General features: G+C 72.4%; 16 protein-coding genes and 1 riboswitch. Of the genes, 11 read left to right on the plus strand and 5 right to left on the minus strand.

Going from position 1 to position 23435, the window contains the following annotated elements; genetic code table 11:
• The first annotated feature begins 502 nt into the window (after window positions 1-502).
• On the plus strand, window positions 503-1585 hold the full coding sequence (locus tag AC07FJ_RS29100) for a CobW family GTP-binding protein (RefSeq protein WP_479052229.1): 1083 nt from the start codon (window positions 503-505) through the stop codon (window positions 1583-1585).
• A 63-nt stretch (window positions 1586-1648) separates the two neighbouring features.
• Here AC07FJ_RS29100 and AC07FJ_RS29105 read toward each other — a convergent pair whose 3' ends face one another.
• A complete protein-coding gene (locus AC07FJ_RS29105) occupies window positions 1649-4102 on the minus strand; it encodes a DNA gyrase/topoisomerase IV subunit A (protein WP_479052230.1) in 2454 nt (817 codons plus the stop codon).
• A gap of 206 nt (window positions 4103-4308) precedes the next feature.
• On the opposite strand from AC07FJ_RS29105, the gene AC07FJ_RS29110 reads away from it, so the two are divergent.
• The 4 genes from AC07FJ_RS29110 to AC07FJ_RS29125 all read left to right on the plus strand — a co-directional run bounded on the left by AC07FJ_RS29110 (window position 4309) and on the right by AC07FJ_RS29125 (window position 9138).
• Window positions 4309-5694, plus strand: coding sequence for a M16 family metallopeptidase (locus AC07FJ_RS29110; RefSeq protein ID WP_361427047.1), 1386 nt, complete (start codon window positions 4309-4311; stop codon window positions 5692-5694).
• A gap of 26 nt (window positions 5695-5720) precedes the next feature.
• Window positions 5721-7088, plus strand: coding sequence for a M16 family metallopeptidase (locus AC07FJ_RS29115; RefSeq protein ID WP_361427239.1), 1368 nt, complete (start codon window positions 5721-5723; stop codon window positions 7086-7088).
• Between the two features lie 228 nt (window positions 7089-7316).
• A riboswitch (cyclic di-AMP (ydaO/yuaA leader) is annotated at window positions 7317-7482 on the plus strand.
• A gap of 13 nt (window positions 7483-7495) precedes the next feature.
• On the plus strand, window positions 7496-8278 hold the full coding sequence (locus tag AC07FJ_RS29120; RefSeq protein WP_479052231.1) for a M23 family metallopeptidase: 783 nt from the start codon (window positions 7496-7498) through the stop codon (window positions 8276-8278).
• A gap of 194 nt (window positions 8279-8472) precedes the next feature.
• Window positions 8473-9138: a GntR family transcriptional regulator gene (locus tag AC07FJ_RS29125; RefSeq protein WP_361427053.1), complete on the plus strand. Its 666-nt coding sequence runs from the start codon at window positions 8473-8475 to the stop codon at window positions 9136-9138.
• Between the two features lie 121 nt (window positions 9139-9259).
• On the opposite strand, the gene AC07FJ_RS29130 is transcribed toward AC07FJ_RS29125, so the two are convergent.
• The gene (locus AC07FJ_RS29130) at window positions 9260-9541 is read right to left on the minus strand and encodes an HPr family phosphocarrier protein (protein ID WP_003981826.1); all 282 of its coding nucleotides are present in this window, start codon (window positions 9539-9541) and stop codon (window positions 9260-9262) included.
• A gap of 131 nt (window positions 9542-9672) precedes the next feature.
• On the opposite strand from AC07FJ_RS29130, the gene AC07FJ_RS29135 reads away from it, so the two are divergent.
• The 4 genes from AC07FJ_RS29135 to AC07FJ_RS29150 are packed head-to-tail and all read left to right on the plus strand — an operon-like array spanning window position 9673 to window position 15317.
• Window positions 9673-12789 (plus strand): bifunctional acetate--CoA ligase family protein/GNAT family N-acetyltransferase, encoded by a 3117-nt coding sequence (locus AC07FJ_RS29135; protein ID WP_479052232.1) that lies wholly within the window; start codon window positions 9673-9675, stop codon window positions 12787-12789.
• A 40-nt stretch (window positions 12790-12829) separates the two neighbouring features.
• The gene (locus AC07FJ_RS29140; RefSeq protein WP_361427059.1) at window positions 12830-13414 is read left to right on the plus strand and encodes a DUF5998 family protein; all 585 of its coding nucleotides are present in this window, start codon (window positions 12830-12832) and stop codon (window positions 13412-13414) included.
• On the plus strand, window positions 13414-14619 hold the full coding sequence (locus AC07FJ_RS29145) for an alkaline phosphatase family protein (RefSeq protein WP_479052233.1): 1206 nt from the start codon (window positions 13414-13416) through the stop codon (window positions 14617-14619). Before AC07FJ_RS29140 ends, AC07FJ_RS29145 begins: the two co-directional genes overlap by 1 nt.
• A 47-nt stretch (window positions 14620-14666) precedes the next feature.
• Window positions 14667-15317, plus strand: a complete 651-nt coding sequence (locus AC07FJ_RS29150; RefSeq protein WP_479052234.1) for a thymidine kinase — start codon at window positions 14667-14669, stop codon at window positions 15315-15317.
• Window positions 15318-15394: 77 nt separating this feature from the next.
• Here AC07FJ_RS29150 and AC07FJ_RS29155 read toward each other — a convergent pair whose 3' ends face one another.
• Window positions 15395-18760, minus strand: coding sequence for an ALF repeat-containing protein (locus tag AC07FJ_RS29155; RefSeq protein ID WP_479052235.1), 3366 nt, complete (start codon window positions 18758-18760; stop codon window positions 15395-15397).
• Window positions 18761-19317: 557 nt separating this feature from the next.
• On the opposite strand from AC07FJ_RS29155, the gene AC07FJ_RS29160 reads away from it, so the two are divergent.
• Together AC07FJ_RS29160 and AC07FJ_RS29165 are read left to right on the plus strand one after the other, a co-directional pair.
• Window positions 19318-19824 (plus strand): hypothetical protein, encoded by a 507-nt coding sequence (locus AC07FJ_RS29160; RefSeq protein WP_479052236.1) that lies wholly within the window; start codon window positions 19318-19320, stop codon window positions 19822-19824.
• Between the two features lie 76 nt (window positions 19825-19900).
• Window positions 19901-21556, plus strand: a complete 1656-nt coding sequence (locus AC07FJ_RS29165) for a S1 family peptidase (protein WP_479052237.1) — start codon at window positions 19901-19903, stop codon at window positions 21554-21556.
• A 115-nt stretch (window positions 21557-21671) separates the two neighbouring features.
• On the opposite strand, the gene AC07FJ_RS29170 is transcribed toward AC07FJ_RS29165, so the two are convergent.
• Window positions 21672-22838 carry an MAB_1171c family putative transporter gene (locus tag AC07FJ_RS29170; protein WP_479052238.1) on the minus strand — a complete coding sequence of 389 codons (1167 nt, stop codon included), beginning with the start codon at window positions 22836-22838 and terminating at the stop codon, window positions 21672-21674.
• Complete coding sequence (locus tag AC07FJ_RS29175; RefSeq protein WP_479052239.1) at window positions 22835-23389, minus strand: hypothetical protein; 555 nt, start codon at window positions 23387-23389, stop codon at window positions 22835-22837. The genes AC07FJ_RS29170 and AC07FJ_RS29175 overlap by 4 nt, the downstream gene beginning before the upstream one ends.
• Window positions 23390-23435 lie beyond the last annotated feature (46 nt).

Below are 23435 nucleotides of genomic sequence, written 5' to 3' on the forward strand. Positions count from 1 at the left end.
CGTTCGGGCGCATGACCGACGTCACGCCGTAACCGTGGTCACGGCGAGGAACTCGTGATCACGGACGTCGTGGTCACGGGCCTCGTGGTCACGGACCTCGCCACTCCGGCCCCGTCCTCGCGCCCCCGCCGCGATCACCCCGCCCGCGATCACCCCGCCCGCGATCACCGCGGCCCCGGGCCCCGTGATCACGGGCCTCCCGCCCGGGGCGGGTGGCCTCCGCCCGCGGTGGCCTCCGCCCGGCGGTCTCCGACCGGGCGTGGCGGTGTTGCCGTCGGCCCGCGCCCCGGGCGAGCGTCCACCCCTTCGCGGCCAGTTCCTGGCGCTTGCGGCGGTACGGGGCCGAGGCGTGCGCCCTCGGCGACACCACCTCCGCTGCGGCCCCGTGACCCGCCGCCCGCGGCGGCCCCGGGCCCGCCGCACCGATCACCCGTCGCCCCAACCCCGCCTATCCTGAGGGCCGCAAGCCGCCGGACGCGGAGCCGACCGAGAAGGGTGCCCCTTGAGCAGCAGCGTGCCGCAGCAGATTCCCGCCATCCCCGTCGTCGTCCTCTCGGGCTTCCTGGGGTCGGGCAAGACCACCCTGCTCAACCACCTCCTGCGCAGCGCCAGAGGCACCCGCGTCGGCGTCATGGTCAACGACTTCGGCGCGATCGAGATCGACGCCATGACGGTCGCCGGCCAGGTCGGCTCCACCGTCTCCCTCGGCAACGGCTGCCTGTGCTGCGCCGTCGACGCCGGCGAACTCGACACCTACCTGGAGACCCTCACCCGGCCCTCCGCCCGCCTCGACGTCATCGTCATCGAGGCGAGCGGTCTCGCCGAGCCGCAGGAGCTGGTGCGGATGATCCTCGCCAGCGACAACGACCGGGTGGTGTACGGCGGGCTGGTCCAGGTCGTGGACGCCGCCGAGTTCGACGCCACCCGCGCCCGTCATCCCGAGACCGACCGGCACCTCGCCCTCGCCGACCTCGTCGTCGTCAACAAGGCCGACCGCGTGGACGCCGGCGAACTGCGCCGCGTCCACGGCGCCGTCGCGGCCCTGGCCGAACGGGCCGCCGTCGTCGACGCCGCGTACGGCCGGGTCGACCCCGAGCTCCTCTTCGACCGGGCCGCCCGGCGCGAGGGCGGCGACGACTGGATCGAGGGGCAACTCTCCTTCGACGACCTGCGCGAGGACGAGCACCACGACCACCCGCACGCGGCGTACGACACGGTGTCCTTCACCGCCGACGCGCCGATGCACCCGCGCCGGCTGCTGGACTTCCTCGACTCCCGCCCCGAGGGCCTGTACCGCATCAAGGGCTTCGTCGACTTCGGCGACGCCGACCCCGCCAACCGCTACACCGTGCACGCCGTCGGCCGGTTCCTGCGCTTCTACCCGGAGCCCTGGCCCGCGGACGACGGGGAGCGCCTCACACAGCTCGTGCTCATCGGCTCCGGCGTCGACGCCGACGGCCTGCGCAAGGCCCTCGACGCGTGCCGGGTGACCGGCCCGCAGGACGCCCCCGAGGAGCACACCATGTGGGGTGTCCTGCGGTACGTGCCGGAGCCCGCGGAGCCGTCCCCCGAGGACGAATCCTAGGAGGACCATCCCCTGGCGCCGCGGCGCGCCCGCCTTTCGGTGGGCGCGCCACGGGACGGTCCGTTACGACGCCGGGCCCGCCAGCGCCGCGACCGGCTTGGCCAGCGGCGTGCCGGAGCCGTCACGGCGCGGGTCGGTCTCGGGCAGCTCGACCGGGGTGCCGTTCTTCTGGGCCGCCCGGGCCGGGGCCGCGCCCGCCCAGGCCAGGACCAGGGTGTCCTCGCCCTTCAGGAAGCGCTGGCAGCGCACGCCACCGGTCGCGCGCCCCTTGCGCGGGTACTGGTCGAACGGCGTCAGCTTCGCCGACATGCCGGCCTTCGGGTCCAGCGCGCCGGAGGAGCCCGCGACCGTGAAGACCACCGCGTCCGCCGCCGGGTCGACCGCGGTGAACGAGATCACCTCGGCGCCGGCCGCCAGCTTGACGCCGGCCATGCCGCCCGCCGGGCGGCCCTGCGGCCGCACCTGCGAGGCCGGGTAGCGCAGCAGCTGCGCGTCGGAGGTGATGAAGACCAGGTCCTCCTCGCCCGTGCGCAGCTCCACCGCGCCGACGATCCGGTCACCCTCCCTGAGACCGATGACCTCCAGCTCGTCCTTGTTGGCCGGGTAGTCCGGCACCACGCGCTTGACGACTCCCTGGAGCGTGCCGATCGCCAGGCCCGGCGACGACTCGTCCAGCGTGGTCAGGCAGACGACCGTCTCGTCCTTCTCCAGCGTCAGGAACTCCGACAGCTGCGCCCCGCCCGACAGGTTCGGGGCGCCCGCCGTGTCCGGCAGCTGCGGAAGGTCGATCACCGGCAGCCGCAGCAGCCGCCCGGCGGACGTCACCACGCCCACGTCGCCGCGCTGCGTCGCCGGCACCGCCGAGACGATCACGTCGTGCTTGGTGCGCTTGCCGTCGCTGTCCGGCAGCGGCTCCCCGCTCGCCGTGCGGGCCAGCAGCCCGGTGGAGGACAGCAGCACCCGGCACGGGTCGTCGGCGACCTCCAGGGACACCGCCGCGACGGGCGCGCCCGCCGACTCCAGCAGGACCGTGCGCCGCTCGGTGCCGAACTTCTTGGCCACGGCGGCCAGCTCGGAGGAGACCAGCTTGCGCAGCTCGGCGTCGGAGTCCAGGATCCGCGTGAGCTCCTCGATCTCGCTGTTGAGCCGGTCGCGCTCGCCCTCCAGCTCCAGCCGGTCGAACTTGGTGAGCCGGCGCAGCGGGGTGTCCAGGATGTACTGCGTCTGGATCTCGCTCAGCGAGAAGCGCTCGATCAGCCGCTCCTTGGCCTGCGCCGAGTTGTCGCTCGACCGGATCAGCCGGATGACCTCGTCGATGTCGAGGAGTGCGACGAGCAGGCCCTCGACCAGGTGCAGCCGGTCGCGCTTCTTGCCGCGCCGGAACTCGCTGCGGCGCCGTACGACCTCGAAGCGGTGGTCGAGGTAGACCTCCAGCAGCTCCTTCAGGCCCAGGGTGAGCGGCTGCCCGTCGACCAGCGCGACGTTGTTGATGCCGAAGGACTCCTCCATCGGCGTCAGCTTGTACAGCTGCTCCAGGACGGCCTCCGGGATGAAGCCGTTCTTCACCTCGATGACGAGCCGCAGGCCGTGCTCGCGGTCCGTGAGGTCCTTGACGTCGGCGATGCCCTGGAGCTTCTTCGCCGCCACCAGGTCCTTGATCTTGGCGATCACCTTCTCCGGGCCCACCGTGAAGGGCAGCTCCGTCACCACCAGGCCCTTGCGGCGCGCCGTCACGTTCTCCACGGTCGCGGTCGCGCGGATCTTGAAGGTGCCGCGGCCCGTCTCGTACGCGTCCCTGATCCCGGACAGGCCCACGATCCGGCCGCCGGTCGGCAGGTCCGGACCCGGCACGTACCGCATCAGGGTCTCCAGGTCGGCGCCCGGATGCTTGATGAGGTGGCGGGCGGCGGCGATGACCTCGCCCAGGTTGTGCGGCGGCATGTTGGTCGCCATGCCGACCGCGATCCCGGACGCGCCGTTGACCAGCAGGTTGGGGAAGGCCGCGGGCAGCGCGACCGGCTCGCGCTCCTGGCCGTCGTAGTTGGGCGTGAAGTCGACGGTGTCCTCGTCGATGGACTCCGTCATCAGCGACGTCGCGTCGGCCATCCGGCACTCGGTGTACCGCATGGCCGCCGGCGGGTCGTCGTTGCCCAGCGAGCCGAAGTTGCCGTGGCCGTCGACCAGCGGCAGGCGCATCGAGAACGGCTGCGCCATGCGCACCAGCGCGTCGTAGATCGACGCGTCACCGTGCGGGTGCAGCTTGCCCATCACCTCGCCGACGACCCGGGCGCACTTGACGAACCCGCGCTCCGGGCGCAGGCCCATCTCGTTCATCTGGTACACGATCCGGCGGTGCACCGGCTTCATGCCGTCACGGGCGTCGGGGAGGGCCCGGGAGTAGATCACCGAGTACGCGTACTCGAGGAAGGAGCCCTGCATTTCGTCGACGACGTCGATGTCGAGGATCCGCTCCTCGTAGTCGTCGGGCTGCGCGGTCTTCGTGCTGCGGCGGGCCATCGCGGCTGCGCTCCTTCACCAGGCAAAGGCTGATCTGTCGCCGACCATTGTGGACCGTCCCACTGACAACCCCGACCGCGACCCGGAAGAGGGATGATCGGGCCGGACGGGAACTTCCGCGACCGTCGGTGCGCTTGCATACAGTGGCAGGACTTTCACGGCACGACATTCACCACGACATTCACATCGCGATCGAAGGGACGTACATGCCCATGGGTCACACGGCCACAGCCCAGGCCGGCTCCGGCGGACTGACAGCGACCGAGCACCGGCTGGCCAACGGCCTTCGCGTGGTGCTCTCCGAGGACCACCTGACCCCGGTCGCCGCGGTATGCCTCTGGTACGACGTCGGCTCGCGCCACGAGGTCAAGGGCCGCACCGGCCTCGCCCACCTCTTCGAGCACCTGATGTTCCAGGGCTCCGCGCAGGTCAAGGGCAACGGCCACTTCGAGCTCGTCCAGGGCGCCGGCGGCTCCCTCAACGGCACCACGAGCTTCGAGCGGACCAACTACTTCGAGACGATGCCCACCCACCAGCTGGAGCTGGCCCTGTGGCTCGAGGCCGACCGGATGGGCTCGCTGCTCACCGCGCTCGACGACGAGTCCATGGAGAACCAGCGGGACGTCGTCAAGAACGAGCGCCGCCAGCGGTACGACAACGTCCCGTACGGCACCGCCTTCGAGCGGCTCACCGCCCTCGCCTTCCCGCAGGGCCACCCCTACCACCACACGCCGATCGGCTCCATGGCGGACCTCGACGCCGCCACCCTGGAGGACGCGCGGAACTTCTTCCGTACGTACTACGCGCCGAACAACGCCGTGCTGTCCGTCGTCGGCGACATCGACCCCGAGCAGACGCTCGCCTGGATCGAGAAGTACTTCGGCTCCATCCCGGCCCACGACGGCAAGCAGCCGCCGCGCGACGGCACGCTCCCCGACGTCATCGGTGAGCAGCTGCGCGAGGTCATCGTGGAGGACGTCCCGGCCCGCGCGCTGATGGCCGCCTACCGCCTGCCGCACGACGGCACGCGCGAGTGCGACGCCGCCGACCTGGCCCTGACCGTCCTCGGCGGTGGCGAGTCCTCCCGCCTCCACAACCGCCTGGTGCGCCGCGACCGTACGGCCGTGACCGCCGGGTTCGGCCTGCTGCGCCTCGCCGGGGCCCCCTCCATGGGCTGGCTGGACGTGAAGACGTCCGGTGGCGTCGAGGTGCCGGACATCGAGGCCGCGGTCGACGAGGAGCTGGCCCGGTTCGCCGCCGAGGGCCCGACGCCCGAGGAGATGGAGCGGGCCCAGGCCCAGCTGGAGCGCGAATGGCTGGACCGGCTCGGCACGGTCGCCGGCCGCGCGGACGAGCTGTGCCGGTTCGCCGTGCTGTTCGGCGACCCGCAGCTCGCGCTCACCGCCGTCCAGCGCGTCCTGGACGTCACCGCCGAGGAGGTGCAGGCCGTCGCCAAGGCCCGCCTGCGCCCGGACAACAGGGCCGTACTGGTCTACGAGCCCGTCAACGGTGATCAGGGCGGAGCCGCCGACAGCGACACCGACCAGAGCGACGCCGACCGCAGCGAGGAAGAAGAGGGGGCCGACCAGTGAGCGACGCCGCTGTGTCCCTGACGTCCATGGAGTTCCACCCGCAGCCCACGCCCGGCACCGCCAGGCCCTGGGCCTTCCCCGCCCCCGAGCGCGGCACCCTGCCCAACGGCCTGACCGTGCTGCGCTGCCACCGCCCCGGCCAGCAGGTCGTGGCCGTCGAGATCTCCCTCGCCGCCCCCCTGGAGGCCGAGCCCGAGGGCCTGGACGGTGTCGCCACGATCATGGCCCGGGCGCTGTCCGAGGGCACCGACAAGTACTCGGCGGAGGAGTTCGCCGCCGAGCTGGAGCGCTGCGGCGCCACCCTCGACGCACACGCCGACCACCCCGGCGTACGCGTCTCCCTGGAGGTCCCGGTCTCCCGGCTGGCCAAGGCCCTCGGCCTGGTCGCCGACGCCCTGCGCGCGCCCGCCTTCGCCGACAGCGAGGTCGAACGCCTGGTGCGCAACCGGCTCGACGAGATCCCGCACGAGATCGCCAACCCGGCGCGCCGCGCCGCCATGCAGCTCTCCAAGGAGCTGTTCCCGGCCGACTCCCGGATGTCCCGCCCCCGGCAGGGCACCCTGGAGACGGTGGAGCGCATCGACTCCGCGGCCGTACGGGCCTTCTACGAGGCCCATGTCCGGCCCGCCACGGCCACCGCGATCGTCGTCGGCGACCTCACGGACGTGGACCTCGACGCGGTGCTCGCCGACACCCTCGGCGCCTGGACCGGCGACACCGCCGAGCCCCGCCCCGTACCGCCCGTCACGGCCGACGACACGGGCCGCGTCGTCATCGTCGACCGCCCCGGCGCCGTGCAGACGCAGCTGCTGATCGGCCGCATCGGCTCCGACCGGCACGACCGCGTCTGGCCGGCCCAAGTGCTCGGCACCTACTGCCTGGGCGGCACCCTGACCTCGCGCCTGGACCGCGTCCTGCGTGAGGAGAAGGGCTACACCTACGGCGTACGGGCCTTCGGCCAGGTGCTCCGCTCCGGTCCCGAGGGCAACGGCGCCTCGATGCTCGCCATCAGCGGCTCCGTCGACACCCCCAACACCGGCCCGGCGCTCGACGACCTGTGGAAGGTGCTGCGCACCCTCGCCGCCGAGGGCCTGACCGACGCCGAGCGGGACGTCGCCGTGCAGAACCTCGTGGGCGTCGCCCCGCTCAAGTACGAGACGGCGGCCTCGGTCGCGGGCACCCTCGCCGACCAGGTCGAGCAGCACCTCCCGGACGACTTCCAGGCGCGGTTGTACGCGCGTCTGGCCGAGACCGGGACGGTGGAGGCCACGGCCGCGGTCGTCAGCGCCTTCCCGGTGGACCGTCTCGTGACCGTCCTCGTCGGCGACGCCGCGCAGATCAAGGAGCCCGTCGAGGCGCTCGGCATCGGTGAAGTCAGCGTCGTCAGCGGCTGATTGACGGCGGTTCGGCCGTGCGTCACCTCCGGAACCCCGGCATCCACTCGGATGCCGGGGTTCCGCTGTCTCCGCACCGGTCCGCCGCATGTCCGTTTTGTTGCGGAGGTTACGTGTCTGCCCTGTGGCGTGCGCTACAAAAAACCGTGTCCGTTTGGTGATTGAAAGATCAGCCGCTTAGCGTCTGATGCGCTGTCCGCCCGCCGTACCCGCCGCATCCGCGGCACCGGGCAGCCATCGCCGAATCCCCATCGGGCGCGAGCCCGGGGAGCCGGGGACCCACACGAAGTCCCTGGGGTGAATCGGACGCCTTCGCATCCGTGCGGAGGGGCCCGTAGGAGACCTTCCTGCTCCGAACCCGTCAGCTAACCCGGTAGGCGAGAAGGAAGGAAAGGATCAGCCACCGAATGGCGTTCACCCGTGCCACCGGGAAGCACCGTGCCCCGAGCCGCCTGAGCCGTAAGAGCGCACACGTCGCCGGCGTGGCGGCCATCGCCACCACCGGCGTCATCGGAACCCTCGCTTCCCCGGCGCTCGCCGCCGACGCGGACGTCCGCGCACTGGAGGACACCGGCCTCAACCAGGCGGTCATCACCGACACGCTCGCCGAGAGCGTGGACGCCCAGGCCGAGGCGCAGGAGCGCGAGGCCGAGGAGGCCGCCGCCCGCGCCGCCGCCCAGGCCGAGGCCGAAGCCGAGGCCAAGCGCAAGGCCGAGGCCCGCGTCAAGGCCGCCCGCGAGGCGGAGGAGCGCGCCGCCCGCGAGGCCGAGCGCAAGCGCCTGAACTCCTTCACGCTCCCGGTCGCCGGTTCGTACGTCAGCACCGGCTACCAGACCGGCGGCGCCATGTGGTCCTCCGGCAGCCACACCGGCGTCGACTTCCACGCCCCCTCCGGCTCCACGGTCGTCGCCGTGGGCCTGGGCACCGTCGTCGAGGCGGGCTGGGGCGGCGCGTACGGCAACAACGTGGTGATCCGGATGGCGGACGGCACGTACACGCAGTACGGCCACCTCTCCTCCGTCAGCGTCTCGGTCGGCGAGCGGGTCATGCCCGGCCAGCAGATCGGCCTCTCCGGCTCCACCGGCAACTCCTCCGGTCCGCACCTCCACTTCGAGGCCCGCACGAGCGCCGAGTACGGCTCCGACATCGACCCGGTCGCGTACCTGCGCTCGCACGGCGTCAACGTCTGACCCGCACATTCCACGAAGAAAGGCCCCGGCTCCCCATCCGAGCCGGGGCCTTCTTCGTGCGGCCATTGGCCAAAAGATATCCATGGATTTCGACCGGGCATCGGAAATTCAGCCCCGTTGTCATAGAGTCGCTGAACACTCGTCACATCGGTCGGACGCACGCTGTTTCGCGCGCATTACGTCGGAGGTTCGGTATGCGCATTCCCGCGCACTCGGTATGCACGGCGATTCGCGACGACATCGTCTCCGGCGTCTTCCCGCGCGGCGCCCGCCTCACCGAGGAGCAGCTGGCGCGCCGTTACGGCGTCTCCCGCGTCCCGGTCCGCGAGGCCCTGCGGACGCTGGAGTCCGAGGGCTTCGTCACCACCCGCCGCCACGCCGGGGCGTGCGTCGCCGAGCCCACCGAGCAGGAGGCGGCCGACCTGCTGGAGGTCCGGGCGCTGCTGGAGCCGCTCGGTGCGGCGCGCGCGGCCCAGCGGCGTACCGAGGCGCACCTCAAGGTGTTGCGGGGCCTGGTCAGACTGGGCCAGGAGCGGGCGCGCCGGGGCCAGGGGGAGGACCTGCGGGCGCTCGGCGGCTGGTTCCACGAGACGCTCGCCCAGGCCTCCGGCAGTCCGGGCCTGACCGCCCTGCTGACCCAGCTGCGCCACAAGATCGCCTGGATGTACGCGGTCGAGCAGCCGGCCGCGCCCGTGGAGGCGTGGGCCGAGCACGGCGCGATCGTCGACGCGGTGGCGCGCGGCGACGCGGAACGGGCCCGGGCGCTCACCGCCCTGCATACCGAACGCTCGCTCGGCGCGCACCGGCTGCGTGTGAGGACTCCGCAACATCGCGTCAACACGGCGAGCGCCCGCATTTAACAGCGAGGCCGTATACAGAAAGATTCACCGAAACGAAAAGCGGAGCCGTATCACCCGGGAATTCCGGGGCGATACGGCTCCGCTGCGATATCAGGCAGGCGCCGGAGATATCCGAGACGGATCAGACGGTCTCGGGAAGCTCCTCGAGCCCTTCGGCGACCAGCTTCGCCAGGCGGTCCAGAGCGGCGTCCGCGCCCTCCGCGTCCGACGCGAGCACGATCTCCTCGCCGCCCTGCGCACCCAGGCCGAGGACCGCGAGCATCGACGCGGCGTTCACCGGGTTGCCGTCGGCCTTGGCGATCGTCACGGGGACGCCGGAGGCCGTGGCGGCACGGACGAAGATGGAGGCGGGGCGGGCGTGCAGGCCCTCGGCCCAGCCGACGTTGACGCGGCGCTCAGCCATGGTGTTGCCCTTCGAGTTCAGGGGGTTGTCTAGACCACTCTCTCATGTTCTCCGGTGTGCAGGCGAACCTGATCAATGTGCCCCGTCCACAGCACCTCCGCGACCGGTGCCCCGCACCGTAACCTGGGCCCATGCGGACCCCGTCGGATCAGCCGGAACATGCGTACCCCGACCACTGGGAAGCCGACGTCGTGCTGCGCGACGGCGGCACCGCGCGGATCAGGCCCATCACCCCGGACGACGCGGAACGCCTGGTCAGCTTCTACGAGCAGGTCTCCGACGAGTCGAAGTACTACCGGTTTTTCGCACCCTACCCCCGCCTCTCCGCCAAGGACGTGCACCGCTTCACGCACCACGACTACGTGGACCGGGTGGGCCTCGCAGCGACCGTCGGAGGCGAGTTCATCGCGACCGTCCGCTACGACCGGATCGACGAGCGCGGCCTGCCCGCCGCCGCCCCCGCGGACGAGGCCGAGGTCGCCTTCCTCGTCCAGGACGCCCACCAGGGGAGGGGCGTGGCCTCCGCGCTCCTCGAACACATCGCGGCGGTGGCGCGGGAACGGGACATCCGGCGGTTCGCGGCGGAGGTGCTGCCCGCCAACACCAAGATGATCAAGGTCTTCACGGACGCCGGGTACACCCAGAAGCGCAGCTTCGAGGACGGCGCCGTCCGCCTCCACCTCGACCTGGAGCCCACCGACCGCTCCCTCGCCGTCCAGCGCGCCCGCGAGCAGCGCGCCGAGGCCCGCTCCGTGCAGCGCCTGCTCGCCCCCGGCTCCCTCGCCGTCATCGGCGCGGGCCGCACACCCGGCGGCGTCGGCCGCACGGTCCTGCGCAACCTCCTCGACGCCGGATACACCGGCCGTACGTACGCCGTGAACCGCGCCCTGCCCGAGGGCGAGTCCGTCATGGACGGGGTCCCCGCCTTCCGTTCGGTCGCCGACATCGCCGAGCCCGTGGACCTCGCCGTGCTCGCCGTCCCCGCCGAGCGCGTACCGGAGGCCGTCGCCGACAGCGGGGAGCACGGCGTCCAGGGTCTGGTCGTCCTCTCCGCCGGGTACGCCGAGCAGGGCGCCGAAGGGCGGGAGCGCCAGCGGGAGCTGGTCCGCCAGGCCCGCTCGTACGGCATGCGCATCATCGGCCCGAACGCCTTCGGCATCATCAACACCGCCCCCGGCGTGCGGCTGAACGCCTCCCTGGCGCCGCACCCGCCGGCGCGGGGCCGGATCGGGCTCTTCACCCAGTCCGGCGCGATCGGCATCGCGCTGCTGGCGGGGCTGCACCGGCGCGGGGCGGGCCTGTCGACCTTCGTCTCGGCCGGAAACCGGGCGGACGTGTCCGGCAACGACATCCTGCAGTACTGGTACGAGGACGCCGACACGGACGTCGTCCTGCTGTACCTCGAATCGATCGGGAACCCGCGGAAGTTCACCCGGCTCGCACGGCGCACGGCGGCGGTGAAGCCGGTCGTCGTGGTCCAGGGCGCCCGCCACAGCGGCAGCGCGCCGCCCGGCCACGCGGTGCCCGTCACCCGCATCCCGTACGCCACGGTGTCCGCCCTCCTCCGGCAGGCGGGCGTCATCCGCGTCGACACCGTCACCGAGCTGGTCGACGCGGGCCTCCTCCTCGCCGGCCAGCCGCTCCCGGCAGGCCCCCGGGTGGCGATCCTCGGCAACTCCGAGTCTCTCGGCCTCCTGACGTACGACGCCTGCCTGACGGAGGGCCTGCGGCCGCTGCGGCCCCGCGACCTCACGACCGCCGCCACGCCCGAGGACTTCCGCGCGGCGCTGGCGGAGGCGCTGCGGGACGACGCGTGTGACGCCGTGGTGGTCACCGCGATCCCGTGGGTCGGTGAGAACGGCGTGACCGAGTCCGGCGACGGCGAGGTCCTCGCGGCCGCCCTGCGCGCCGCGTCCGCGACGGCGCCGACGAAGCCGGTCCTGGTGGTCCACGTCGAAATGGGCGCCCTGGCCGACGCCCTGTCCGCCGCCACCAGCACGGCACCCCCACCGAGGGCCCCCGCGCCCTCCGACGCGGACCACCGGCCGGGGCCCGCGGGCGGCGCGCCGTCCGGCCCGGACGTGCCTCCCCCGTCCGCCGGGGCGGACCGCCCGTCCGGCACCGGTCCCGCGAGCGCGGCGGGCCCCGGCACGGACCACCGTCCCGGGCCCGCGGCCTTCGCGCGGCCCGGCGCGGTCGCCGGAGCCGACTCGGTCGCGGCGGGCCAGAGGGCCTCGGCCCCCGTGCCCCCGGAGGGCTTCGGGCAGGGGCGGGGTGGGGGAGACCCCCTCCCCGCTCCGGCCCCGGACCCGGCCCCGCAGGCACCGGCACACCCCGACGGCGCCCACCGCATCCCCGCCTACCCCGCAGCCGAGCGGGCCGCCCGCGCGCTCGCGCAGGCCGTGCGGTACGCGCGGTGGCGGAGGGAGGCCGCCGATCCCGGGCGGGTGCCCCACTACGACGGGATCGACGAGGCGGGGGCCGCCGCGCAGATCGAGCGCCTGCTCGCCGACGGCGACGGCGACGGCGACAGTGGCGGCGGCGGCACGGCACAGCGGAGCGGCGTCACCCTCGACGCCGAGGCCGCCCGCGAGCTGCTCGGCAGGTACGGCATCGACGTACGCCCCGCCCTCGCCGCCCCCACCCCCGACGACGCCGTCCGCGCCGCCGAGCGCCTCGGCTACCCCGTCGCGCTCAAGACCACCGCGCCCCACCTGCGCCACCGCCCCGACCTCGGCGGCGTACGCCTCGACCTGGCCACCGAGGAGCAGCTGCGCGCCGCGTACGCCGAGCTGACCGAGATGCTCGGCAAGCCCGCGGAGCTCCAGCCGGTCGTGCAGGCCATGGCGCCGCGCGGCGTCGACACCGTCGTGCGCGCCGCCATCGACCCGGGCGTGGGCGCCGTGCTGTCCTTCGGCCTCGCGGGCGCACCCTCCGAACTGCTCGGCGACACCGCGCACCGGCTGGTTCCGGCCACCGACCGGGACGTCGCCGAGCAGATCCGCTCCATCCGCACGGCGCCGCTGCTGTTCGGCTGGCGCGGCTCGGACCCGGTCGACACCCCCGCCCTCGAAGAGCTGCTGCTGCGGGTCTCCCGGCTCGTCGACGACCACCCGGAGATCGTCTCCATCGGCCTGGAGCCGGTCGTCGTCGCCCCGCGCGGCCTCTCCGTCCTCGGCGCGGCCGTCCGCCTCGCGCCGCCTCCGGCCCGTACCGACCTGGGCCCGCGGCGGCTCCCGAACTACTGAGGGGGCGGGCGTGTCCTACCGGCCCCGTAGGATGGAGCTCATGGCGAAGACCGGTACGACGACCCAGGGGCTGCGCGCGGCGATCGAGCGCAGCGGCTACTACCCGGCCCTCGTGGCCGAGGCGGTGGAGGCCGCCGTGGGCGGCGAGCCCATCGCCTCGTACCTGGTCCACCAGGAGACCACCTTCGACGCCAACGAGGTGCGCCGCCACGTCACCGTCCTCGTCCTGACGTCCACCCGCTTCATCGTCAGCCACACCGACGAGCAGAACGCCGACACCAGCTCCCCGACGCCGTACGCCACGACCTCGACCGAGTCCGTGAAGCTCGGCCGGATCTCGTCCGTGGTGCTCAGCCGGGTCGTGGCGAACCCGGAGTCGTACACCCCGGGCACCCTGCCCCGCGAGGTGGTCCTCAACATCGGCTGGGGCGCGGTCTCCCGCATCGACCTGGAGCCCGCCGCCTGCGGCGACCCGAACTGCGAGGCCGACCACGGCTACACCGGCAACGCCACCGCGGACGACCTGAGCCTGCGCGTGAGCGAGGCCGGCGACGGCCCCGAGACGGTCCGCCAGGCCCTCGCCTTCGCGCAGGCCCTGTCCGAGGCCACCGCGGCCACCCGCTGATGGTGCAGCCCACCGCGACGGCCGCCGCCTGGCCCGACGACCCGACGCCGCTCGCCCTCGACACCGCGCCCGTACCGGAGTACGGCTCCGGCTCCCTCGCCGACCTGCTGCCCACGCTCGCGGCGGCGCAGGGCGTCCCGGGCTGCGACCACCGCATCGCGGAGCTGGCGCCCGCCGACCGGAACTGCGTGTTCCTGATCGACGGCCTCGGCTGGGAGCAGATCAAGGCGCACCCGGACGAGGCCCCCTACCTCACCTCCCTGCTCGCCACCTCGCGCGGCGGCACCGGGCGGCCCCTCACCGCCGGCTTCCCGGCCACCACGGCCACCTCGCTGGCCTCCGTCGGTACGGGCCTGCCGCCCGGCGCGCACGGCCTGACGGGCTACACCGTGCGGGACCCGGACACCGGCGCGCTGATGAACCAGCTGCGCTGGCGGCCCTGGACGCCGCCGCACGTGTGGCAGCCGTACCCCACCGTCTTCCAGCTCGCCGACGCGGCCGGCGTCCACACGGCGCAGGTCTCGTCGCCGGCCTTCCAGGACACGCCGCTCACCAAGATCGCGCTCAGCGGCGGAACGTTTCACGGGCGGCTCTCGGGCGACGAGCGAATGGACTTCGCCGCCGAGCAGCTCGCCGCCGGTGACCGTTCGCTGGTCTACACGTACTACAGCGAGCTCGACGGCAGCGGCCACCGCCACGGCATCGACTCCGACTCCTGGCGCGGCCAGCTGATGTGCGTGGACCGGCTCGTGCAGCGCCTGGTCGAGCAGCTGCCACCGCGCTCCGCGCTGTACGTCACCGCCGACCACGGCATGGTGGACATCCCGTTCGACGAGCAGTCCCGGATCGACTTCGACGAGGACTGGGAGCTGCGCGCCGGAGTCGCCCTGCTGGGCGGCGAGGGCCGGGCCCGCCACGTGTACGCCGTGCCGGGGGCCGAGGCCGACGTGCTGGCCTGCTGGCGCGAGGTGCTCGGCGAGCAGTTCTGGGTGGCGAGCCGCGAGGAGGCGATCGCGGCGGGCTGGTTCGGGCCCGGGATCGACGAGCGGGTGTACGGCCGGATCGGCGACGTCGTCGCCGCCGCACACGACGACGTCGTGATCACCGCGTCCGTCAACGAGCCGCACGAGTCCGCGATGGCGGGCATGCACGGCTCGATGACCCCGGCCGAGCAGCTCGTCCCCCTCCTCGAAGTCCGTTCCTGACCCCCCGCTTCCCCCCCTGCCAAGACCCGAAAGGCCGTCACTTTCCCATGCCCGAGTTGGTGTTCTTCTCCGGAACGATGGACTGCGGAAAGAGCACCCTCGCTCTGCAGATCGAGCACAACCGTTCCGCCCGGGGCCTCCAGGGCATGATCTTCACGCGTGACGACCGCGCCGGGCAGGGCAAGCTCTCCTCGCGCCTCGGCCTGGTGACGGAGGCGGTCGAGGCGGGCCCGGGCATGGACCTGTACGGCCACCTGGTGGACCAGATGTCGAAGGGCGGCAAGGTCGACTACGTCATCGTCGACGAGGCGCAGTTCCTCGCGCCCGAGCAGATCGACCAGCTGGCGCGCATCGTCGACGACCTGGAGCTGGACGTCTTCGCCTTCGGCATCACCACGGACTTCCGCACCAAGCTCTTCCCCGGCTCCCAGCGGCTGATCGAGCTGGCGGACCGCGTCGAGACCCTCCAGGTCGAGGCGATGTGCTGGTGCGGGGCGCGCGCCACACACAACGCCCGCACGGTGGGCGGCGAGATGGTCGTCGAGGGTGAACAGGTCGTCGTGGGCGACGTCAACCGCCCGGCCGGTGAGGTCGGGTACGAGGTCCTGTGCCGCCGTCACCACCGCAAGCGGATGACGAGCGCCGCGGCGCGCGCGGCGGCACTGTCGCCCGACGTGCTGCCGGTCACGCCGGGCTGATCCGGACGGCAGGGGGAGGGGGCCGGCGTGGACGCCGGGCCCCCTCCCATGCTCTCCGCGGGCCGTTGTGGGAGCGGCTAGAACCAGCGGTCCAGGGTGTCGACGATCGGGGACACGAGGTCCAGGGAGAACTGTGTCAGCTTCGTCGCCGCCTTGCTGCCTCCCGCCAGCGGGACGAGCCAGTTGGACTGGCCGAAGGTGATCAGCCCGAGAACCGTAAGCCCGGCGGACTGAACGAATTGCTGGCTGCCGAAGCCGTACTCGATACCAGTGAAGACCGTGCTGAGAACGGACGCGGCGGTGGACGTCCACCCGAGGAACGCGGCGCATGTCTCCAGGACCGGGGCCGCGGGAAGGAAGATGAGGCCTCCCACACCACAGATCGCGGAGGCGAGCCCCGTCGCGATGCTGACGGTGCTGAACGCGTCGGCCCACCAGCCGGCGTCCTCGTACCACGGCTCGCCGCCGCTGTTGCTGCCGTTCGGATTGACCTTGTCGTGGGTGGGGCTGTCGGCCGGGTCGGTCCCACTCTCCCGGGCCTGCTTCGCCTGCTCGGCGGCCAGCCGCGCGGCCTCCGCCACCTCGGCCTGCCGCTTGTGGGTGGCGATCGTACGCGCCTCGCTCGCCGCGACGGCCGCCGCCTGGGCGTTCTGGCCCGCGGCGAGGGCGGACGCGCGGGCCCGCGACGCCGACGCCTGGGCGCTGTAGGAGGAGTTCAGGGCGCGGCGGGCGGCGTCGATCGCCCGGTTCGCCGAGAAGTTCGCCGAGCGGGCGGCGCTGCGCGCCGTCTGCGCCGCGGCCGACGCCGATGCCGCGGACGCCTTGGCATCGGCGGCGGACTTGTCCGCGGCGGTGGCGTGCTGATGCGCCTCCGTGGCGTACTGGGCGGCCTTGTCGGCCGAGGCCTGCGCCTTGGCCGCCCAGCCGGCCGCCTCCTGCGCGGCCTTGCGGGCCTCGGCCGCCACCTTCGACGCCAGCGCCGCGTCCTGCTGCGCCTTGTAAGCGATCTTCGCCGCCGCGGCGATCGCGCCACGGATCGCGTACGTGTGGGTCGCGGAGTCGTGGTCGAGCTGCGCCGCCTTGTGCCGCACGTTCGATACGAAGTTCCGGCGCATCCACGACGGACCCTCGAGCGCCACCTCGGCGTACGCCCGGGTGTAGGCGCCGCCGGAGGCGAGGAGGGTCGCGGCCGCGACGGCGTCGTCCTCCTGTACGGCACGGGGGTAAGCGGTGTCGAAGAAGTCCTGGAGCGCCGCCGCGGTGCCCGCGTCGACCGCGGCCTGCGCCGCCGCCCTGACGGCCTTTCCGGGGGAGGCGCCGAGGACGCGGAAGATCTGGACCCGGTTGTCGGTCGCGGCGGCTTCGATCAGCCCCCCGGTGAGAAAGCGCCGCGTCGCCTCGGTGTCGGTGCTCGCCAGGGCCTGATGCGCCGCCGTCCCGATCGCGGGCGCGGCCACCTGAGCGAGGTAGAGCGCGGTCTCCCGGTCGTCCTGCCCCTGCGCGAGGGCCCGGTCGGTGTCGATCCACGCGCGTACGTCGGCGTCCGTGCCGCACAGGGCGAACTGGGCGGCCTCCCGCGTCCAGGCGCCCCGCGCGCTCAGCAGGCCGATGGCGGCCTTGCGGCCGAGGGTGACGGCCAGCGACAGGTCGTTGTTCGCCAGCGCCTGCTCGGCCTGGGAGATCAGCGTCTGGAGCGCCTGCTCGGTCTGCTGCGCCTGCGTGCGCTTCCGCGCGAGCTCGGCCTGATCCTCGGCCTCGATCCGCGCGAGCAGCCGGGCCTCCTCCAGACCTTGCTGCTTCTGCTCCTCCAGGCGGGCCAGCTCCGCGTCGCGCGCCGCCTTTTCGACCGCGATGGCGTCCTCGACGGCCTTGGTGGCGGTGTTGGCGGCCGCCACCGCGTTGGCGGCGTGCTGGGTGGACCTGTTCGCGAAGTCGATCGCCTGACCGGCGTACTTCACCGCCTCCTCGGCGGCGAGCGCGGCCTTCTCCGCGTGGTTCGCCGCCGAGTTGGCGGCGTCGCGCGCGGTCCGTGCGGCGCCTGCCGCCGCGTTGGCCAGCGCGTTGGCGGTGGAAGCGGCGTTGGTGGCGAGGTTCGCCGCGTTGTTCGCGATCTCCGCCTGGCGCTTGGCCTCGGCTGCCTCGCTCTGCGCCGCACCTGCCGCCGCCGCGGCCTGGGCGGAGGCGTTGGCGGCGGCAGCGGCGTTACGGGCGGCGTCGGCCGCCGCGGAGCCGGCGCCGGCCGCCTGGGCGGACGCGGTCGCGGCGTAGTCGGCCGCCTGGGCCGCCGACCGGGCCTGGGCCGCGGCGTTGCGCGCGGCGACCGCGGCGTTCTTGGCCGCCGCCGACTTCGAGGCGTCCTTCGAGGCGGCGATCGCCGAGCTGTAGGCCACCGAGGCGGCGTGTCCGGCGGCCGCGGCCGCCTGGGAGGCGGCGGTGGCCGCCCAGGACGCGCGCCGGGACGCCGTCACCGCCGCGTGGGAGGCGTTGATGGCGTTACGGGCGGCGTCGGCCGCGCCGGAGGCCGCCTTGGCCGCCTTGTTGGCGGCGGCCTTGGCCTTGTTCACGTCCGATCCGGCCGCCGCCGCTTCCGCCGCCGCGACCTGAGCGGCGGTCTTGGCACGCTCCGCGGCGGTCTTGGCCCGCTCGGAGGCCTCCACCGCCAGGTCGGTCTCGGCCTGTGCGCGCTTGCCCTCCCGCTGGACCACGGCGACGAGCTCCTCGATCGTCGCGGACTCCTGGTCGCGGGCGCGGGCGATGTGCTGCCCTGTGTCGAGGAACCAGCGGATGTCCGCCTCGGTGCCGCTCAGGGCCCGGTCCGCGTACTTCCGTACCTCCGGCCCGGCGGTGAGCATCAGTGTGGTCACCTGGACGCGCATGTCCTCCAGGCGGGCCGTGTACTGACCATCCGTCAGGAAAGCCTCAAGGGCGGCGTGGGTACCGGCGTCCAGGGCCTCGGACGCCTCGCGCTTGACCGCCCGGCCGCCTGTGGCGGAGATGGTGGCCGTGGCCACCCGCAGGTCCTCCAGGAGGGCCGGCGCGAAACCGCCCGCGACGAAGGCGTTGATGGCGTCGTTACCGCCGTCGATGGCCGCGGTGCCCTCGCGCCGCATCCCCTTGCCCGCGTGGGCGAGGTAGGTGAAGAGGGCGACGTAGTTGTCCTGCTGGGTCGCCTTCGGCAGCGTCTGGAGCAGGAAGGTCTGGATGTCGGCGTCCGTGCCGTAAAGAGCCTCTGCCGCAGCGGTTCTGACGGCCCGCCCGCCCGTCATCCACGCCTTGACCACCTTGGCGCGGTCGGTGTCCGGAAGTGCGAGCGGGTCGACCGTCTCACCTTCGGCGGCAGCCGCGCGGACGGCCGGCGCCAGCGACAGGGGAGAGGCCGCCACGGCCGCCACGACGGCGGCGACGCTGACGAAGCGGCGCCGACTCCAGAACGTTGTCTGCATACGGGTGTTCCCCCCTTGTGTGGCCCGTGAGGCGGGCCGACGAAAGTGGCCGGCGCCGGTCTTCGGCGCGGCGCCACCGACGGTGGGCTCGATCCCACGTCAGTTCAATTAACTGAATATCAGATCCCTCTGATGCATCCAACTCCCCAGCCATGCAGCGCCCGTTGTCGGGTCGTCTTCAGTAAATGTGAAAGACGATCTTGTGATGGCCTGAACTCCCCGGTTCCGTCACGTGTTCTTCACATGATCTTCACGATCTGCACCACAACCCTCATCGCTTTGTGGCGCACGTCACGCGAAGGCCGTGTCGCGAGTGTGCTTTGGGTGGATTTAGCCGGTGGACAGCCTCGGGCAGTGAGGGCTTTCATGGGGCCGTCGTCACGGAATCGAAAGCCGTCGCCGAAATAGGCCCTTTCGCTTTCCGGCTTTCGGTGCGGCCATTGCATGGGGATGCAGGGGTGGCGACACATTCATCGCGAAACCGGGGGAGATTTCAGGTTGTTCATTCCTGCGCAGAACCCTCCCGAGTTCGTTGGGAAACGAGAAACGAGACAACCATGAGATTCATCTCTCGCGCGATTGTCACGACCGCGGCCGTGGGTGCGGTCGTGGGCGTGTACGCGACCGGTGCCACGGGCGGCTCCGAAGCCGCCGGCTCGCCCCGCGTCGAGGCGGCCGCCGACGCCGCTCCGGGGTACGCCATCGAGGACTTCGCCTACCCGGACGCCGACAAGATCCTTGCCGAGCAGGGGATCGTGCTGAAGCGCGGCGACGGGCACATCCTGCTCGCCCCGTGCGGAAGCGAGCCCAACCTCCTTGAGGTGTGGGCGCGCGACCGCGCCAAGGTCTGCTTCAAGGTGACCGGCAGCAGTGGCTACCTGAGCCTGGATATTCCGGCGGTCTTCGGCGTCAAGGGGAACGACTACACCACCTCGGTCAACATGACCGTCGGCACTGAGAAGAAGTCGTTCGACATCGACAAGAACACCTGGACTTCGGTCGGCGAACCCACGGACCCCGAGGGCCGCGACCACACGCTCGTGGAGATCATCACCAAGCGATAGCGCACGCACGCATTCGCTGATGTCACGTATCGCTGACACCTTCGCCATCGCTTTCGCTACCGCTCAAGGAATGGTCATGCCTCATTCGCAACCTCGGCGCATCGCCGGGCGCACCGCGCTGACCGCGGCCTTCATGGCCGCGCCGCTCCTCCTGTCCACGGTCCCGGCGACCGCGCTCGCGGGACCGCCCGTCGCCGACAACTCCTACGCGTTCACCGCCAAGCTCGCCATCGGTGACACCTTCCGCTCGTGCACGGGCACGCTCATCAACGCGCAGTGGATCCTCACCGCGAGCAGCTGCTTCGCGGACAACCCCGCCGCCGACCCCACGGTCGCCGCCGGCGCGCCGAAGTGGAAGACCACCGCGACCATCGGACGCACCGATCTCACGACCACGGCCGGCCAGGTCCGCGAGGTCGTCGAGCTCATCCCCCGCGCGGACCGCGACCTCGTGCTGGCCAAGCTCGCCACGCCCGTCCGCGGCATCGTTCCGCTGCGCATCGGCGCCACCACGCCGACGCAGTCCGAGCAGCTCCAGGGCGCCGCCTACGGGCGGACCAAGGACACCTGGGTGCCCGACACCCTTCACTCGGGTGCCTTCATGGTCGGCCAGGTGGACTCCACCAAGCTCCTGATCGACGGCACCCCCGTCTGCAAGGGCGACACCGGCGCTCCCGTGTTCCGCGAGAAGGACGGCCGGCTGGAGCTCGCCGCCGTGGCGAGCGCCTCCTGGCAGGGCGGCTGCCTGGGCTCCGCCGAGACCCGTACCGGTGCGGTCGCCACGCGTGTCGACGACCTCGCCTCCTGGGTGAAGCAGTCCGTCGCCTCCACGCTCACGCCGTGGCGGCTCCAGTTCGTCAGCACCACCGAGGACAAGGGCCTGTACCACGGTGTCCGTGACAGCAACTGGGACTGGACGGCCTTCAACGACGTCGAGAAGGCCGCCGGGGAGATCGGCCAGGTCCAGCTCGCCTCCGCGGCGGCCATCAGCGGGACAAACACCGTGGTCGCGGTCGGCGCGGACGGTGTCGTCCGCGAGGCGAAGCGCAACTCGAACGGCACCTGGGTCTCCTTCCGGCCCCTGACCGCCGAACTGGGTACGGTGACCGGCCTGAAGAAGATCTCGGTCACCTCCATGGGCACCACCCTCGGCCTCGTCGGCATCACCGACAGCCGCGTCTACCACGCCGTCCGTGACTCGGCCGGCAAGTGGTCGAAGTGGGGCGACGTCTCCGCCGCGGTCGGCCCCCTCACCAACCCCACGGACGTCACCATCGCCCAGGTCGGCGACACCACCCACGTCGGTGTCGTCGCCAACACCAACCGGGCATACCACACCATCCGCCGCAGCGACGGCACGTGGGGTGTGTGGGGTGAGGTCACCAAGCTCAGCGGCGCGCCCACCGCGGTGACCAAGATGGCGTTCTCGGGCACCGGCGCCGACCTCCAGGCGGCCCTCATCCAGCCCGACGGCGGCATCAAGCACGTCGCCCGCTACTCCAGCGGCAACTGGAGCGCCTTCGGCGACCTCTCCGCGAGGATCCTCGGCACCGGCCCCGTGACCAGCGTCAGCGCGGCCACCGTGGACAACGAGTTCCACCTGGCGGTCATCCGCGACGGCGTGATCAAGCACACGATGCGTCACGTCGACGGCACATGGGAGCCCGTGGACACTCCCCAGAGTGCCCCGGCGAACCCCACGGCCGTCGCCATCACGGGCAGCTGGAACTGATCCGCGCGGTTGCCTTCCCGACCGTCGCCTCTTGACCGTCGGGAGTCCCCGAAGAGTCGGCTCGGCCGACCTTCGGGGACTCGGCGTCCCGCCCGGCCTGTCGGCACGACACCCCCTAGCTGTCGTGGGGCGCGGGACCCACGGCCAGGGCGTCCGCGGCTTCCCGGACGGCCTGGGACGGCAAGGCCGCCGCCACTCGCCGTAGCCAGGCGATCTCCGCCTCCAGGTCCAGTCCCTCCCGCAGCAACGGGTGTTCCGCCGCCGACGGCTCCGCTCCGTTCCGTTCGGCCGTTACGGCGTGGAGGAGCAGGGCCGCTTCGGTGGCCGCTTCCAGACCTGCGGATGCCAGCCCCGAGCCGGTCAGCTTCTGCCGTACACGGGCCTCGTGGTCCGGCCGGACGTGCACGGACACCGCCAGCGCGGCGTCGCGGATCTCGATGACGTAGCGATAGCGGATGAACTCGTGATCCCTGCCCAGGCCTTCGGGCAGCGGCAGGACGACTTCGGGCGTCGCGGAGGTGAGGTGTTCCCACAACGGGCGCAGGGCCCGCGCGTCACGGCGCAGGCGGAGGTCGCGGACGCGCTCCGCGACCGAGGGCCATGTCACGCTGGCGGTGAGCAGCATGAGGGTGCAGGCCAGGAGTGCTCGGGTCGTGGCGGCCACTCCGGTGGTGTCGTGCCATCCGGCAACGGCCGCAGCCAGATACACCAAGCGGTGGACGACGTAGAGCAGGCCGAAGCAACTGGCCAGCCCGAGGAGGTTCATCGAGGTGCGGGACGGCCCGGGCGAGGCGTGTCGTCCGTATCGCCAGCACAGCCGGATCGCGCTCGTCACCCCGTACGCGATGTAGCTGAGGAAGATGGCCCAGTAGACCTGGAGCATGGGCGAGCGCGTCTGCGTCACCAGGTCGGTGTCTCCGTCCGGGAGCGGCACCGCGAAGAACGCGCCCGCCAGCCCCGCCTCCGCGAGCCCCAGAAGGAGCCAGCGCGGCCACGCCTTCGTGGTTTCGCGCGTGCCGGTGGCCTCGCGGATGAACTCGAAGAGTGCTGTCATGGCGCACAGGGACAGCATGTGCACCGGCAGATTGGTGAAGCTCTGCATGCCGACGGCCGAGTCGATGGCGCGTCTGACGACCGGCACCCCGATGGTGACGCTGACCGCCCACAGCAGCCACATGATCCACATGAGGCGCTCCTGGCGGGGCGCGCCCCGCAGGGCTCGGGCCTTCCAGAGCACGAACAGCCACAGTGGCGGGGCGACGACGAGGTCGTACAGCGTCATGGGCGTCTCTGACCCGCGCGGCCGGTGAACGAACCGAGGACCTTGTTGAGGATGTCGGCCGCGTCCGCGGTGGCCGTCGGAGCGGCCAGGGGCGGTATGTTGAAGTGCTGCCACATGAGGGAGGCCAGCAGCTCCGCCTCCTGCTCCTGGCGCGTGGTGGCCTTCGTCCGGCCGCGGCCGAGGAGCCGGGTGGCCATCGCGGGGTCCAGGTCCGGGAAGAGCTGCGCGAGCATCTCGGGCTGAGGGACGCTGGGTTCCCTGTGGTCGAGCAGGATGTGGGCCAGCTCGTGCAGGATGATGTGTGTCTGGTGCGGTCGGCTCGTCACCGGCGTGTAGTAGACGAGGTCGGCGTTACCCATGGACAACCACATACCGCATATGCCCGAACCGGTGTGAAACGTGTCCGGCAGCGGGAGCAGGCTCAGATGACGACCGCTTTCGGCGGACACGGCGGCGCACAGGTCCTCGACCTTGAAGGGATGGGGAAGATCGAAGCGCTGCAGCAGCTGCTCGTATCGTGGCTTCAGCCGACGCCAGTCTTCGCGCTGCATGTCCCCGTTCCGCCGTGTTGACCCGTTATGCGGCCTGTGAGTGGCC

Source organism: Streptomyces sp. NPDC045998, from assembly GCF_056430285.1.

Bases quoted from the DNA above. Each gene is read 5' to 3' on its own strand.
- AC07FJ_RS29105 (WP_479052230.1), bottom strand. From the start codon at position 4,102: ATGGCCCGCCGCAGCACGAAGACCGCGCAGCCCGACGACTACGAGGAG.
- AC07FJ_RS29110 (WP_361427047.1), top strand. From the start codon at position 4,309: ATGCCCATGGGTCACACGGCCACAGCCCAGGCCGGCTCCGGCGGACTG.
- AC07FJ_RS29115 (WP_361427239.1), top strand. From the start codon at position 5,721: ATGGAGTTCCACCCGCAGCCCACGCCCGGCACCGCCAGGCCCTGGGCC.
- AC07FJ_RS29120 (WP_479052231.1), top strand. From the start codon at position 7,496: ATGGCGTTCACCCGTGCCACCGGGAAGCACCGTGCCCCGAGCCGCCTG.
- AC07FJ_RS29125 (WP_361427053.1), top strand. From the start codon at position 8,473: ATGCGCATTCCCGCGCACTCGGTATGCACGGCGATTCGCGACGACATC.
- AC07FJ_RS29130 (WP_003981826.1), bottom strand. From the start codon at position 9,541: ATGGCTGAGCGCCGCGTCAACGTCGGCTGGGCCGAGGGCCTGCACGCC.
- AC07FJ_RS29135 (WP_479052232.1), top strand. From the start codon at position 9,673: ATGCGGACCCCGTCGGATCAGCCGGAACATGCGTACCCCGACCACTGG.
- AC07FJ_RS29140 (WP_361427059.1), top strand. From the start codon at position 12,830: ATGGCGAAGACCGGTACGACGACCCAGGGGCTGCGCGCGGCGATCGAG.
- AC07FJ_RS29145 (WP_479052233.1), top strand. From the start codon at position 13,414: ATGGTGCAGCCCACCGCGACGGCCGCCGCCTGGCCCGACGACCCGACG.
- AC07FJ_RS29150 (WP_479052234.1), top strand. From the start codon at position 14,667: ATGCCCGAGTTGGTGTTCTTCTCCGGAACGATGGACTGCGGAAAGAGC.
- AC07FJ_RS29155 (WP_479052235.1), bottom strand. From the start codon at position 18,760: ATGCAGACAACGTTCTGGAGTCGGCGCCGCTTCGTCAGCGTCGCCGCC.
- AC07FJ_RS29160 (WP_479052236.1), top strand. From the start codon at position 19,318: ATGAGATTCATCTCTCGCGCGATTGTCACGACCGCGGCCGTGGGTGCG.
- AC07FJ_RS29165 (WP_479052237.1), top strand. From the start codon at position 19,901: ATGCCTCATTCGCAACCTCGGCGCATCGCCGGGCGCACCGCGCTGACC.
- AC07FJ_RS29170 (WP_479052238.1), bottom strand. From the start codon at position 22,838: ATGACGCTGTACGACCTCGTCGTCGCCCCGCCACTGTGGCTGTTCGTG.
- AC07FJ_RS29175 (WP_479052239.1), bottom strand. From the start codon at position 23,389: ATGCAGCGCGAAGACTGGCGTCGGCTGAAGCCACGATACGAGCAGCTG.